This is a genomic window from uncultured Ruminococcus sp. (assembly GCF_947301925.1).
Lineage (GTDB): Bacteria > Bacillota > Clostridia > Oscillospirales > Ruminococcaceae > Ruminococcus.
Genome location: NZ_CAMYUE010000004.1, coordinates 112,513 through 126,068, shown reverse-complemented (window position 1 = coordinate 126,068; position 13,556 = coordinate 112,513). Strand labels below are relative to the sequence as shown.

16 protein-coding genes and 1 other annotated feature are annotated in these 13,556 nt (G+C 52.2%); of the genes, 15 read left to right on the top strand and 1 reads right to left on the bottom strand.

Features of this window, described 5'->3' with window-relative positions; genetic code table 11:
- Positions 1–12 precede the first annotated feature (12 nt).
- The 5 genes from rimM to Q0Y65_RS07375 all read left to right on the top strand — a co-directional run bounded on the left by rimM (position 13) and on the right by Q0Y65_RS07375 (position 3,308).
- A complete protein-coding gene (gene rimM / locus Q0Y65_RS07395; protein WP_297958565.1) occupies positions 13–516 on the top strand; it encodes a ribosome maturation factor RimM in 504 nt (167 codons plus the stop codon).
- A gap of 1 nt (position 517) precedes the next feature.
- Complete coding sequence (locus Q0Y65_RS07390) at positions 518–1,108, top strand: hypothetical protein (RefSeq protein ID WP_297958563.1); 591 nt, start codon at positions 518–520, stop codon at positions 1,106–1,108.
- Between the two features lie 56 nt (positions 1,109–1,164).
- On the top strand, positions 1,165–1,887 hold the full coding sequence (locus tag Q0Y65_RS07385) for a hypothetical protein (RefSeq protein ID WP_297958561.1): 723 nt from the start codon (positions 1,165–1,167) through the stop codon (positions 1,885–1,887).
- A gap of 85 nt (positions 1,888–1,972) precedes the next feature.
- Positions 1,973–2,671 (top strand): tRNA (guanosine(37)-N1)-methyltransferase TrmD, encoded by a 699-nt coding sequence (gene trmD / locus Q0Y65_RS07380; protein WP_297958559.1) that lies wholly within the window; start codon positions 1,973–1,975, stop codon positions 2,669–2,671.
- Positions 2,672–3,035: 364 nt separating this feature from the next.
- Positions 3,036–3,308 carry an HPr family phosphocarrier protein gene (locus Q0Y65_RS07375; RefSeq protein WP_019679940.1) on the top strand — a complete coding sequence of 91 codons (273 nt, stop codon included), beginning with the start codon at positions 3,036–3,038 and terminating at the stop codon, positions 3,306–3,308.
- Positions 3,309–3,366: 58 nt separating this feature from the next.
- On the opposite strand, the gene spoIVB is transcribed toward Q0Y65_RS07375, so the two are convergent.
- Entirely contained in the window at positions 3,367–4,593 is a 1,227-nt protein-coding gene (spoIVB, locus tag Q0Y65_RS07370) for a SpoIVB peptidase (RefSeq protein WP_297958556.1), read from the bottom strand.
- A gap of 108 nt (positions 4,594–4,701) precedes the next feature.
- Here spoIVB and Q0Y65_RS07365 point away from each other — a divergent pair, with 108 nt between their 5' ends.
- From Q0Y65_RS07365 to ilvN, 10 genes are all read left to right on the top strand, one after another.
- A complete protein-coding gene (locus Q0Y65_RS07365; RefSeq protein ID WP_297958555.1) occupies positions 4,702–5,220 on the top strand; it encodes a hypothetical protein in 519 nt (172 codons plus the stop codon).
- A 155-nt stretch (positions 5,221–5,375) separates the two neighbouring features.
- On the top strand, positions 5,376–6,359 hold the full coding sequence (locus Q0Y65_RS07360) for a biotin--[acetyl-CoA-carboxylase] ligase (RefSeq protein ID WP_297958554.1): 984 nt from the start codon (positions 5,376–5,378) through the stop codon (positions 6,357–6,359).
- Between the two features lie 54 nt (positions 6,360–6,413).
- Positions 6,414–7,088, top strand: a complete 675-nt coding sequence (locus tag Q0Y65_RS07355) for a TIGR00266 family protein (protein WP_297958552.1) — start codon at positions 6,414–6,416, stop codon at positions 7,086–7,088.
- The gene (locus Q0Y65_RS07350; RefSeq protein ID WP_177243939.1) at positions 7,088–7,231 is read left to right on the top strand and encodes a WxxxWxxW domain-containing protein; all 144 of its coding nucleotides are present in this window, start codon (positions 7,088–7,090) and stop codon (positions 7,229–7,231) included. The genes Q0Y65_RS07355 and Q0Y65_RS07350 overlap by 1 nt, the downstream gene beginning before the upstream one ends.
- Positions 7,232–7,241: 10 nt before the next feature.
- Entirely contained in the window at positions 7,242–7,499 is a 258-nt protein-coding gene (locus Q0Y65_RS07345; protein ID WP_297958549.1) for a hypothetical protein, read from the top strand.
- Between the two features lie 64 nt (positions 7,500–7,563).
- Positions 7,564–7,813 (top strand) — a binding site (T-box leader).
- A 75-nt stretch (positions 7,814–7,888) separates the two neighbouring features.
- Positions 7,889–9,553, top strand: coding sequence for a 2-isopropylmalate synthase (locus tag Q0Y65_RS07340; protein WP_297958547.1), 1,665 nt, complete (start codon positions 7,889–7,891; stop codon positions 9,551–9,553).
- Between the two features lie 254 nt (positions 9,554–9,807).
- Positions 9,808–11,490: a biosynthetic-type acetolactate synthase large subunit gene (ilvB, locus tag Q0Y65_RS07335; protein ID WP_297958545.1), complete on the top strand. Its 1,683-nt coding sequence runs from the start codon at positions 9,808–9,810 to the stop codon at positions 11,488–11,490.
- Between the two features lie 172 nt (positions 11,491–11,662).
- Entirely contained in the window at positions 11,663–12,592 is a 930-nt protein-coding gene (locus tag Q0Y65_RS07330) for a CPBP family intramembrane glutamic endopeptidase (protein ID WP_297958543.1), read from the top strand.
- 2 nt (positions 12,593–12,594) lie between these two features.
- On the top strand, positions 12,595–12,981 hold the full coding sequence (locus Q0Y65_RS07325) for a helix-turn-helix domain-containing protein (RefSeq protein ID WP_297958542.1): 387 nt from the start codon (positions 12,595–12,597) through the stop codon (positions 12,979–12,981).
- A gap of 58 nt (positions 12,982–13,039) precedes the next feature.
- Positions 13,040–13,540 carry an acetolactate synthase small subunit gene (gene ilvN, locus Q0Y65_RS07320; RefSeq protein WP_297958540.1) on the top strand — a complete coding sequence of 167 codons (501 nt, stop codon included), beginning with the start codon at positions 13,040–13,042 and terminating at the stop codon, positions 13,538–13,540.
- Positions 13,541–13,556 lie beyond the last annotated feature (16 nt).

Below are 13,556 nucleotides of genomic sequence, written 5' to 3'. Positions count from 1 at the left end.
AGAGGAAAACCAATGAAAAAGGAATATCTCGAAGCGGGCAAGATAGTCACCACCCACGGTATACGGGGCGAAGTGAAGATAATGCCCTACACCGACAGCCCCGACCTCCTTGCGGAGTTCGACAGGCTCTTTATGGGCAAAGACCATGAGGAAGTGTTCATCGAGCGCTCCCGCGTGTTCAAGAATACAGTCATCGCCAAGATAGAGGGAGTTGATACTCCCGAGGCGGCGGAAAAGCTCCGCAACAAGGTACTGTATATGCACCGCGACGACCTTGAGCTGGACGATGACACCTACTTCATACAGGACCTCATCGGTCTCGAAGTCCGCGACGCCGATACCGACAAGATATACGGCAAGATAGCCGACGTCATGCAGACAGGCGCCAACGACGTATATGTCATAAAGGGCGACGGCAAGGAATACCTTGTGCCTGCTATCGCAGATGTTGTGGTCTCCACCGATATCGACGGCGGCGTCATGACGATCCGTCCCCTTGACGGACTGTTCGACTGATATGAAAAAGAGCAACGCCCTCGCTCTGACAGCTCTTGCAGCTGCATTCGCAGGGATAGCCGCATGGTCGTGCATGACCTGCGGAGATATAGTGCAGCGCTATCTGAAGCCGCCTAAGTGGGGAGTTTCGGTGACAGGCATAGTCTTTCTGATTATGCTGTTCGTTCCCAATATAATATGGAGCAGGAAACAGCCCGAAGGCTACAGTGAAGCCTCGCAGCGCGAGAACAAAGTGCTCCTCGCCCTTGAACGGGCAGGCGAGGCACTTGTCAGCACATTTGTGCTCATCGACCGCAGACTTGACAGGTTTTCCCTCTCGCCGCGGCTTGGCTACCTGATCCTTGCAGTTATACTCATGATACTTTACGAGCTCTACTGGCGGAAATATTTCCGAAGCAGCCGTACCCTCGGGGATATGTACTCCGATTACTGCGGCTTCCCGCTGGCAGGAGCTTCGCTGCCTGTATTCGCCGTATTCCTTCTGGGAGTATACGCCTGCAATATCTTTCTCATTGCGGCGTCGGTGATACTCGGCATCGGCCATACAGGCATACATCTCATGCACAGAAAAGATATAGAAAAAAAGATATAAAAAGAACAAAGAACAAAAGAAAAAAGGCGTAACAACGCCAAAAGGAGGCACTCACCATGAAAAAATTCTTAGGCATACTGTTTTTACTCATCGTTATCGCTGTAGGAGTCTGCGTATTCTTCTTCCCCGGTATACCCTATTATTATAAGTGTACCCATGAGTTCGGGCTCCTTGAAAATACTGTGTCGGAGCTGCCTGCGGGCTCTGTGCTTCCCGATGACTATGCGGATTACTCCAATCTGGGAGTCCGCGTGACCGCCTGGGGAGACATGGAGGCTCAGCGCACCGACGACAAGAATCAGGGACTGTGGGAGAACAAGGACGGTTCCCATGTCATCTCGGTACATGCGGAAAATCTGGGAGATAATTACGATTTTCTCGACAGGACAGGCATATCCCACGAGGCTCTTGACCGCTACTGCAAGGCAGTGAAAAAGGCCACTCCCGAAACCCCCTACGATTTCATGAAGCTGGTAGGCTCCGTAACCATGGAGGACTTCGATATCCACGACAGCAAGAACGCCAAGACCTTCTACAGAATTATGAGCATGAAAAATGATCTGTACACGGGCGAGGATCATCCTGTTGAACTGTACAGCGTTGACGGCGTGGGCTATCACGGGTACATGGTCATCGCAGAGGCTCCAGAAAACCATACGGAGACCATTATCAACATTTATCCCGAAAAAAACAAGCACAGAAGATACATCATAAGCCTGAGCTTTACCGACAGGGACGATATCCTTGCCATTGCAGAACATATAAAGCTCACAGAATAAGATCTACCCGCGGGGCGATGTCAGCATCGCCCCTTACACTTCAGGACCGCTTCTGCGGTCCTGTATTCTTGAAAAGGAGAAAAATATGCATATCGAGATAGCCACACTCTTTCCCGAGATGTGCGAGGCCGTAATGGGCGAGAGCATTGTGGGACGGGCACGAAAAGCAGGAAAGCTCAGCCTGCACTGCCGCCAGATAAGGGAATACACACAGGATAAGCACCGCCGCGTGGACGACACTCCCTACGGCGGAGGAATGGGCATGGTCATGCAGTGCGAACCCATATACAACTGCTACAAGGCAGTATGCGAGGAGCTTGGCACAAAGCCCCATACCATATATATGTCCCCCAAGGGCAGGATATTTGACCAGAAACGCGCCGTGGAGCTGTCGAAAATGGACAATATCCTTATCATATGCGGCCACTACGAGGGCGTGGATCAGCGCGTCATAGACAAGATAGTGGACGAGGAGCTTTCCATAGGCGACTATGTACTCACAGGCGGAGAGCTGCCTGCAATGGTGGTGGCTGACGCCGTGGCCCGTATGTGTGATGGCGTCCTCTCAGACGAGGTGTGCTTCACCGACGAGAGCATATACAGCGGCCTCCTTGAATACCCTCAGTACACCCGTCCCGAGGTCTGGGAGGGAGAGGCCGTTCCCCCTGTGCTGCTTTCGGGTCATCATAAAAACATCGAGGCCTGGCGCCGTGAACAGAGCATAAAACTGACAGCCGAAAGACGTCCCGATCTTTTAGCTAAATTTAACTCAGAAAATGACTGACCGAAAATTGCGCCGCTCTGAAAAGCTGTATAATTATTGCTGTTCCACACATTAACTGGCTGTATATACAAAAAAACATTCTCCGCTTAGAAAAATTCAACATATTCCTATGTTGAAAAATATGCACTTTCAACAATTACTGTCAACAATTTTTTGTGGTGATAATAAACAAGCAAGCTGATAAAATTTCATTCACATTTAATCTAAATGTAGAATTTAATGAAATCAGGGGTCATAATCGCAAAAATCCGTTGACGAGGTGACAAAATGATTGTATAATGATATCAGCAAGTGAATCAATTTGCAAACGGCAACACAGTCCTGTTGAGAGGGGCTGTAATTACAGAGAATAGGAGAGTTGTGTATGTTTGTAAGAGAAGTAATGGTGAAGAATCAGGTTGGACTTCATGCAAGACCTGCAACCTTCTTTATTCAGAAGGCTAATGAGTTCAAGTCCTCAATCTGGATCGAAAAAGAAGAACGCAGAGTAAACGCTAAGAGCTTACTCGGAATTCTGTCACTGGGTATCGTAGGCGGTACAAACGTAAAGGTTATCGCTGACGGTGCAGATGAGAAGGCAGCAGTTGACGCTCTTATCGAACTCGTTGACAGCGGTTTCAGCGAAGAAAACAGATAATCTAAGAAAAAAACTTGGGGCGTTACTTTTGTAACGCCCGCTTTTATTGCCGGAAAAACTATCTCAGGTCTTCCGCCATGTTTTCCGCGAATATACCGTAGCCCTGAGCAGGATCGGCTACAAAAACATGAGTCACGGCTCCCGCAAGCTTGCCGTTCTGGATTATGGGACTGCCGCTCATGCCCTGCACTATGCCGCCTGAAAGCTCAAGAAGCCTCTCATCGGTTATGCGTATCACCATATTCTTGGAGGTCCCGCTGCTGCCGTAGTCAACGCTGACTATCTCGGCAGAATATCTTTCGGGAATACCGCCCTCCACCGTGGCATATATCTCCGCTGCGCCTGTGCAGACCTCCTGCCGGCGTGCCATCGTGAGCTCCTCACAGTCCTGCGAGAGCCGGTCCAGCGCCTCATTTGAGAGCTGTCCGTATATGCCGCTGACCTTGTTATGATCGAGTATGCCGTAGCTTCCGCTCTGTGCGAAGCTGCCGCGGAGCTCTCCGGGGAGACCTCTTGCACCGCGCTTTACTTCGGTGATGTCAACAGGAACAGCCTCGCCGCTGTGAACGGGAACTATACCGCCCGTGTCGGAATCGCATATGGGGTGCCCAAGTCCGACAAAACGTCCTGTTGCCTTGTCAAAGAAGGTCATGGTGCCTATGCCCGCAATACTGTCGCGGACCCACATACCGCCCTTCCAGCCGCCGCTCCGCCGCGAGAGGACAGGCTGAAGACAAGCGGTGAATTCCTTTCCGTCACGCTCTGCGGAGAGCTCTATGGCCTTTCCGCAGGACGACGAGATCAGCTCCTGAAGCTGATCGTTGGAGGTAAGCTCCTCGCCGTCTGCACGGCGTATGACGTCGCCCTTGCGTATGCCCGCCTCTTCGGCAGGACAGGAACAGCTTCCGTCAGCTCCCTCCACATCGCCCAGACCCGTTACCATAACCCCCTCCATGAGGAGCTTTATGCCGAAGGGTCTGCCGCCAACTGCAAAAACAGGAGCCTGCGCTCTGTGGACCTCAACATTCTTAACGGGAATAGCCCCGAAAAGCGAAAAAGTCACACGTTCCGCACCCGAACAGGTCTGTGCGGCAGGAATTGCCGTATCTGCCGGGGGCGAACAGCTCAGCTCGGGAAATCCCGCTATTTTTATATCCTCGTAGCTCTCTGCGGTCAACACATCGGGAAGCCGCGAGGAATAATATCCTGCTGTGCCGAATAATCCTAAAAAAGCCGCAGATAATAATGCCGCAGCAGTTTTTATAAGCTTTCTTTTAAACAACATTTTTTCTTTTCCTTTCGTGTTCCCGGGGGAACATATATATTATGCTTCGGCGGTGCGGGATTATGATTGAGAATCAGTCACAGCCGAAAAATACATATGGAGTCAGAAATGAACACAAAAAATATGAAAAAGCTTCCGCGGAAAAGATCTCCGCTGCTTACGGCCGCAAAAGCCGTCATGCTCGTGCTGAGTCTGTGGTTTTCCTGCGCAATGCCTGCCCTCACGGGAGCGGGACTCATCTCCAACCGCGCAAGCTACGGCGAAGAAATGGAAAAAACAGGCATTTTTTTCATAGCAGCCGCTGCTCTTATGACCGCGGGAGCCTTCCTGTGCCTTATACGCAGGGATCTTCCCGATATACTTGCGATAGCTTTTTCCCTAAGCGGACTTGCCCTGTGCATGGTCATGCTGAAGAAGCTCGCCGACCACGCCGACCGCAGCGGCTGGACGGACAAATATACCCTGCTGCCCATAAGCGAGATGTATACCTCAAGGATAATGCCCTGTATCATACCTGCCTTGCTGTGTGCGGTTCTGGCGGCAGTACAGCTGTGCTCATACGGACAGAGGGAGCAGCGCCGCAGGAAAAAGGCGGAGAAGGACGCTCCTGCACCGCCGATCATATGAGGCCGACAGCTCAATTATACATCGGAAAAGACGGGAAAACCGTCTTTTTTTGTTGCCTGTCAGCTTATTTTTATAACTTTTTCTGTTTATATCTTGCATTATCTCTTTTTTTGTGGTAAAATATTGTTAATATTACCGAAAGGAACATCCGTAACATGAACGTCAAGTCCGAACTGCTCTCTACCCTCGCCGAGGCTAACGGCGAATTCATTTCGGGCGCCGCTCTTGCAGAAAAGCTGGGCGTAAGCCGCAACGCTGTCTGGAAGGCCGTTAAATCTCTCGAAGCAGAGGGCTTCTCAATAACATCAGTGACCTCAAAAGGATACAAACTCAATCACGACAACAACATTCTTTCGGAAAACCTCATCTCCCCCTATCTCAATACCCGTAAGATAGGCAAGGTGCTGAAGGTGTTCGGTACCGTCGATTCCACCAATAACATCGCCCGTGAGCTGGAGACCGAAAAGTCCCCCCACGGCACTGCGGTGGTAGCTGACAGACAGACGGCAGGAAGGGGTAGGATAGGTCGGAAATTCGAGTCTCCGTCGGGTACGGGGCTCTATGTCAGCATACTGGTGCGACCCCATTTCGATCTCAGCTTTGCGCCCATGATAACCGCCGCAGCCGCCTGTGCGGCAGCCGAGGCCGTCGAGACCTTCTGCGGGAACCATGTCATGATAAAATGGGTCAACGACCTGTATATGAACGGCAAGAAGATATGCGGCATACTCACCGAGGCCTCTCTCGGCCTGGAAATGCGCGTTCTGGACTGCGCCGTTATCGGTATAGGCATAAATGTCAGGAGCATAAAGGACTGCTTCGACAGCGAGCTGAAAAAGAAAGCCACCTCCATCGAGGACGAAACAGGCCTTGTCATCAACAGGAACAGGCTGTGCGCGGAGCTTCTCAACAAGCTGGAGGTATACCTGGGCATGATCGAGGACAGGAGCTTCCTCATAAAATACAGGGAGCGCGAAATGCTCACAGGCAATATAATCACCGCCAATATCGGCACCGAGGCCATTATAGGCGAAGCTCTCGGCATCGACGACAATGCCAACCTCATCGTAAGGCTCCCCTCGGGGGAAATAAGGGAGCTTAGCTCGGGAGAGGCGAATCTGTGCAGGATAAAAGCGTAAAGGCTACCGCGCCTTCGCTTTAATATAATTTTTATGTAAGGAGGGTATGTCCGTATGAGATATACTATAATCGGTCAGACAGTTCCCGCTGTTGAATGTGAACTCAATGCAGGAGAATCAATGTTTACACAGTCAGGCGGTATGATCTGGCAGACACAGGGCATCAAGATGTCGACAAACGCAAGGGGAGGACTCGGCAGAAGCCTTGGAAGAATGTTCACAGGCGAATCGATATTCATGGCCAACTACACCGCCGAGGTGGCAGGAGCAAAGATAGCTTTCGGCTCCACAGTGCCCGGCTCGGTAGTTCCCGTTAATATAACACAGGGCGGTCTTATCTGCCAGAAGGGCGCTTTCCTCTGCGCAGAGCAGACTGTAGACCTGAAAGCAGTATTCACAAAGAAATTCACAGCAGGCCTTTTCGGCGGCGAGGGCTTCATCCTTCAGCAGCTCTTCGGCCAGGGCATGGCTTTCCTTGAAGTTGACGGCGATATGGTAGAGCGCACTCTTGCTCCCGGCGAGATACTCAAGGTAGATACAGGCAACGTCGTTGCCTTCGAGCCCACTGTTCAGTACGAGATCGAGACCGTAAAGGGCCTCAGCAATATATTCCTCGGCGGAGAGGGACTCTTCCTCACACGCCTTACAGGTCCCGGAAAGGTAATACTCCAGACCCAGAACTTCAACGACTTCGCAGGCAAGATCCTCGCACTGGCTCCCAAGCGCTGATGAAACACTGGCTCATAGCCGCAGCCGTTGCCGCGGTATACCTGCTTTTCAGCGTATTTACGGGACTGTGGGCTATATCATGGATAATCTGGGTGTTCTACGGTATATACAGGATAGCCGACTATATAAAGTCACAGCAGTGAGGTGTAGCTTATGTTTATCTACGGTTTTCCCGTTATGGGACTTCAGTATATGACAAGAGCCGACGAGCTCTTCCGCATGGCTGCCGACAACAGACAGCCCCGCGTATGGAACGGCGATAAATGGCTGTGCCTGTGCGGTATGGAGAACAGCACCAATTTCTGTCCCGAGTGCGGAGCAAAGGCTCCTCCAAAACCCTGGAAATGCTCCTGCGGCAGGGACTGCAATACCAATTTCTGCCCGGACTGCGGCAGTAAAGCTCCCGTTTGACTACTTGGACATAAATCGGAAACGGGTCTTGACAAATGCACTTTTATGCGGTATAATACAAATAATAAATGCGATGAAGGGAATAAAAGCTTGTATGGGTCTTCACAGAGAGCCGGCGGCAGGTGAAAGCCGGCAGACAGGTACAGGTCATAACTCCTCCCCGAGCAGCCGACCAAAAGAAGCACGCTTCAAGTAGGCTCGGACGGGCGCTCCCGTTACAGAGATATGCGTTGATCCGACGCAGATGAGTGGGTGTAGCTTTTTACATCAAGAAGAGTGGTACCACGGAGTGCTGAAGTAACTTCGTCTCTTCCATGCCAATGCATGGAGGAGACTTTTTTATTACCCTCCTGCTGACAGGCAGTACGGATCGGAATGGAGGTAATCATATGAAAAACGTCAACAAGTACACAAGACAATTCTTTGAAGCGCCGAAAACCGCGATGAAATGGACTCAGAGATCCTATATCGACAAGGCGCCCATATGGTGCAGCGTGGATCTCCGCGACGGAAATCAGGCACTCATAATCCCCATGAGCCTTGGGGAGAAGCTGGAATTCTTCCAGATGCTGGTGGATATCGGCTTCAAGGAGATCGAGATAGGCTTCCCTGCCGCCTCGGAGACCGAGTACGACTTCTGCCGCACCCTCATCGAGCAGGATCTCATTCCCGACGACGTGACCATACAGGTGCTGACCCAGTCGAGGGAGCATATAATCGAAAAGACCTTCGAGGCGCTGAAGGGCTGCAAAAGGGCAATAGTACACCTGTACAACTCCACATCGAAGGCTCAGCGCGAGCAGGTTTTCCGCAAAAGCAGGGAGGAGATAAAGGAAATAGCCGTCAGCGGCGCTGAGCTCTGCAAGGAGTACCGCGAGAGATACGAGGGCTGCTACAGCTTTGAGTATTCCCCCGAGAGCTTCACAGGTACTGAGCCCGAATTCGCCCTGGAGGTCTGTAACGCCGTTCTGGACGTATGGCAGCCAACTCCTGAAGACAAGGTCATAATCAATCTCCCCGTAACGGTGCAGCTCTCAATGCCCCATGTCTACGCAAACCAGATAGAGTATATGTGCGAAAACCTGAAATACCGCGAAAACGTAATAGTTTCACTCCACCCCCACAACGACCGCGGCTGTGCCGTGGCGGATACGGAGATGGGACTCCTGGCAGGCGCCGACCGCGTTGAGGGAACTCTCTTCGGCAACGGCGAGCGCACGGGAAACGTGGATATAGTAACACTGGCTATGAATATGTACTCCCAGGGCGTTGATCCGCAGCTGGAGCTGAATGATATCCCCTCCGTATCGGAGCTGTTCACAAGAGTCACTCGCATGGGCATATACGAGCGCCAGCCCTATTCGGGAAAGCTGGTATTCGCAGCCTTCAGCGGCTCACATCAGGACGCTATCGCCAAGGGCATGAAATGGCGGGAGGAAAAGGGCGAGACCATCTGGAACGTACCCTATCTGCCGCTGGATCCCACGGATATCGGCAGAGAGTACGAATCCGACGTTATCCGCATCAACAGCCAGTCAGGCAAGGGCGGTATCGGCTATATACTGGAAACGCGCTTCGGCTACGATCTTCCCAGGAAGATGCGCGAGAGTGTGGGATATCTCGTCAAGGGCATATCCGACCGCAAGCACAAGGAGCTCCTCCCCGACGAGGTATACGAGATATTCAAGACGAACTATGTGGATATAGTATCGCCCATAAAAATTACCGAGACCCACTTCGTACAGCGCAACGGTATCGAAGCCACTATCAGCTTCATCTATAACGGCAGGAACGTCACCGTCACCGATACAGGAAACGGACGTCTGGACGCTGTCAGCAATGCCATACGCTCCTACACGAACGCGGATTACAGCCTCAACTCCTACACCGAGCACGCTCTCGAGGTAGGTTCTGCTTCAAAGGCTGTGTCCTATGTGGAGATAGTCACGGGCGCAGGAAAGAGCTTCTGGGGCACGGGTATCGACAACGATATCATAACCTCCTCGGTAAAGGCTCTGGTCAGCGCAGTGAACAATATGCTCAGTGCAGGCTGATTGCACAAATACAGGTGCGTTCATGCGTGTATATTGCCTAAAAAAACGTCTGACTATTGATTTTAGCGCCGTAAAATGTTACTATTAAATCGTAAATTTGCGCAGCAGCGCAAGATCAGTTGAAAGTTGAGAGTTCCCGTTTGCGGTTTCGCCTTACGGTGATAGCTTTAAATTATGTGAGCGGAGCAAACACATTAACTCTCAACTCTTGATTCTAAACTCTCATCTACATCAAAGTAAAGGATACTGATGCTATGAAAATATCAGGTGCAAAGATAGTTGTCGAGACCCTTATCGAACAGGGCTGCGACACCGTTTTCGGCTACCCGGGCGGCCAGGTCATCGACCTGTTTGACGAGCTGTACAGCGCCCGCGACCGCATAAAACAGATAATCACCGCCCACGAACAGGGCGCCGCTCATGCGGCCGACGGCTACGCAAGAGCTACGGGCAAGGTGGGCGTTGTCATCGCCACATCAGGCCCCGGAGCCACAAATCTCGTAACGGGCATAGCTACGGCATACCTGGATTCCGTTCCCATGGTGGCTGTCACGGGAAATGTCTCATGCAGCATGATAGGCAGCGACAGCTTCCAGGAGGTGGACATCGTCGGCATTACCATGCCCATCACCAAGCACAACTTCATAGTCAAGGATATAGGCGAGCTTGCGGATACCCTCCGCACCGCCTTCAAGATAGCAAAATCGGGACGTCCGGGACCTGTTCTCGTTGATATCCCCAAGGACGTGCAGACCGCTCTGTACGAATTCGAGGCCAACGCCCAGCCCGTCATCCCCTATCCCCTCAGCTTCGCCCCGGAGGAAAAGCTGAAAAAGGCCGCGGATATGATTAACAGCGCTGAAAGGCCTTATATCTACTTCGGCGGCGGCATTATCAGCGGAAAAGCCTCGGCGCAGCTGCTTGCCCTGGCCGATAAGACAGACGCGCCCATGGGAAGCTCCCTTATGGGACTCTCGGCCGTACCCTCCGATCACCCGAAATTCCTGGGTATGCAGGGTATGCACGGCCACTATGCCTCCACTATGGCGGGAGCCGAGGCAGACCTTATCATCGCGCTGGGAGTGCGCTTCAGCAACAGAGCTACGGGCAGCAGCTCTCCCCGTGATAAGGGCGCCCGTATAATCCACATAGATATCGACGGAGCGGAGCTCCATAAGAATATAGCCGCCGATCTGGCCATAAAGGGCGATATCACCGACGCGGCAGAACGTCTCATATCCATGGTGGAGGAGAAAAAACACCCTCAGTGGGCGGAGCGCATAGCGGAGCTCAGGGCCGAGGAGGCTCTCCGAACTGAGGAAAACCGCAGAAATGCGGCGGATACCATTGATCCCTATGATATTATAGATATCGTCAGCTCCTTCGCCGACGAGAACACTATCATCACTACGGACGTAGGTCAGCATCAGATGTGGACGGCCCAGCGCTATCCCCTGAAAAGGCCCCGTTCCTTCATCACAAGCGGAGGTCTGGGCACTATGGGCTACGGCCTCGGAGCTGCCATAGGCGCCTGCGCCGCAACAGGCAGGAGAGCCGTGCTCTTCACCGGCGACGGCAGCTTCGGCATGAACCTGAACGAGCTGGCAACAGCGGTATCACAGAACACCCCCGTGGTTATAGTTATAATGAACAACGGCGTTCTCGGCATGGTCCGCCAGTGGCAGACCCTGTTCTTTGACAGACGCTATTCAAATACCACTCTCGGCAGAAGCACCGACTTCACAAAGCTGGCCGTGGCCTTCGGTGCAAAAGGCGGCCGCGCCGAGAACACCGATCAGCTGAAAAAGCTGGCCGCGGAAGCCTTCGCCTGCGAGGGTCCCTTCGTTATCGACTGCGCAGTTGACTGCGACAGGGCTGTGCTTCCGATGCTTCCCCCATGGGGTTCGGCAGAGGATCTTATCACAAAGATAGATTAAAACAGGCCTTGCCGATTTTTCCCGAAAAACAGGCAATGCAACGGACGTTAACGCAAATGTTAACCTCCGTTGACGGATTTCCTGCGCCGCTTGGTAGACTTTCAGGAGCCGGAAATGATACTATGGATTCATCAGAAAAACTATCGCTCAGCGATAGAAGGAGGAATCATTTATGAAGAAAAGTATCATTCACAAGCTCAGTCCGTTCAACAACGATACGGATATGTCATCGGGTCTGCTGGCGGTCAAGAAGCTGCTGGCATTCTTTCTGTGCTACGCGGCAGGTATGCTTGCAGGCAACCTTATCATCATTGGTATCATGGCCGCCTGCGGAAAGGATCTGTCACAGGGAGAGACCTTCGGCGACAGCGTTATGGAGCTGCTGGGACTGTACGGCATGATCGCAATGATCGCAGCCGCCGTCCTTTACCGCAAGCTTATAGAAAAGAAGAAGCCCTCGGAAACGGGCATCGCAAAAAATGCGGGCAGCTGGCTCATGGGCGCTGCTATGGGCGCAGGACTGCTGTTTGTCTGCATCGTTGTCATAATGCTCACGGGCAGTATCACCTATGAGGGGATATCCACGGCTTTTGACGTTAAAATGTCCGTGCTGCTGCTGGGCGGATACGCCGTTCAGAGCTCCGCGGAGGAATTCCTTTGCAGAGGCCTCGTTTTCGGCTCACTGAAGGACAAGGTGTCTCTTCCGCTTGCTGTGGCAGCAAATACATTTGCGTTCATTATCCCCCACCTTTCAACGCTGAGCGCCTCGGAGCCCGTGTATATGATCTCGGGGATACTCTGCCTTATTGTCATATCATGCGTTTTCTCGTTCATCACCCTGCGCACGGGGAGCATATGGGCAGCCTGCGGACTGCACACTCTCTGGAATTACTTCCTTGCCTGCGTTCTGGGACTCGATCTCAGCGGAAGTCAGGGAACAGCGTCATCGGTAATAAATATGCGTACAGCGGGCGAAAGCCTTCTCAACGGCGGCAGATACGGCATAGAGGCAAGTCTGCCCACCGCCGCTGTGACAGCTGCTGCGGCTGTACTGCTGTGGTATTCATGCAGAAAGAACAATACAGAAAGACAGGAGGGGTAAAAATGGAATTCAACAACAAGCTTTACGAACTCAGGAAGCAGAAGGGCTTTTCACAGGAGGAGCTGGCAAACCGTCTGAACGTGTCAAGGCAGACCGTCTCCAAATGGGAGGTTGGCGATTCCACCCCCGATATGGAAAAGCTGGTGGCTATAAGCGATCTTTTCGGCATATCCCTTGACGAGCTGGTGCTGGACAAGGCTCCCGAAAAAGCCCCTGAGCCTGCCAAATCAGAGCTTTACACGGATATAAAGGAAAAGGTCCTCACGGATCAGAACAGGAAAAGAGCAAAAAAAGGCCTGAAGATAGCTGCGGCCGTTCTCGGCGGCATACTTCTTGTGGACCTTGTAACTATGATAGTATATTTCAGCCTTCACGGCTTTCCGCAGTAATAAATCCGCAAATAAATCATGACAGCGGCAGACCGCGCTGTCGGAAGAGGTGTGATCTATGGATCAGTATGTAATAGGAGTTATAGTAGCCAACGTATCGGGCGTACTTTCAAGAGTATCGGGTATGTTCACACGGCGGGGTTTCAATATCGACAGCCTTACGGTGGGCGAGACCGAGTCAAGCGGCTTTTCCCGCATAACCATAGCCTTTCACGGCGATGATGACATCAAGGAGCGCATACTCCAGCAGCTCCAGAAGCTCCACGACGTAAGGGAGGTAGAGGTGCTGGACAGCAAGGACACGGTCATACGCGAGCTCCTGCTCATAAAGGTGAGGAACAGGACGGAGATACGTCAGGATATAATGACGGCGGTGGAGATATTCCGCTCAAAGATAGTGGACTACTCTCCTACGGCGCTGGTCTGTGAGCTAACAGGCGAGACCTCCAAGATAGACGCATTTATCGAGCTTCTCAAGCCCTTCGGCATCATGGAGATGTGCCGCACGGGTATAGTTGCTATCGAGCGCGGCGAGAACTGCCTGAAAACAGTTAAATAACCTGCAAAGGAATGAT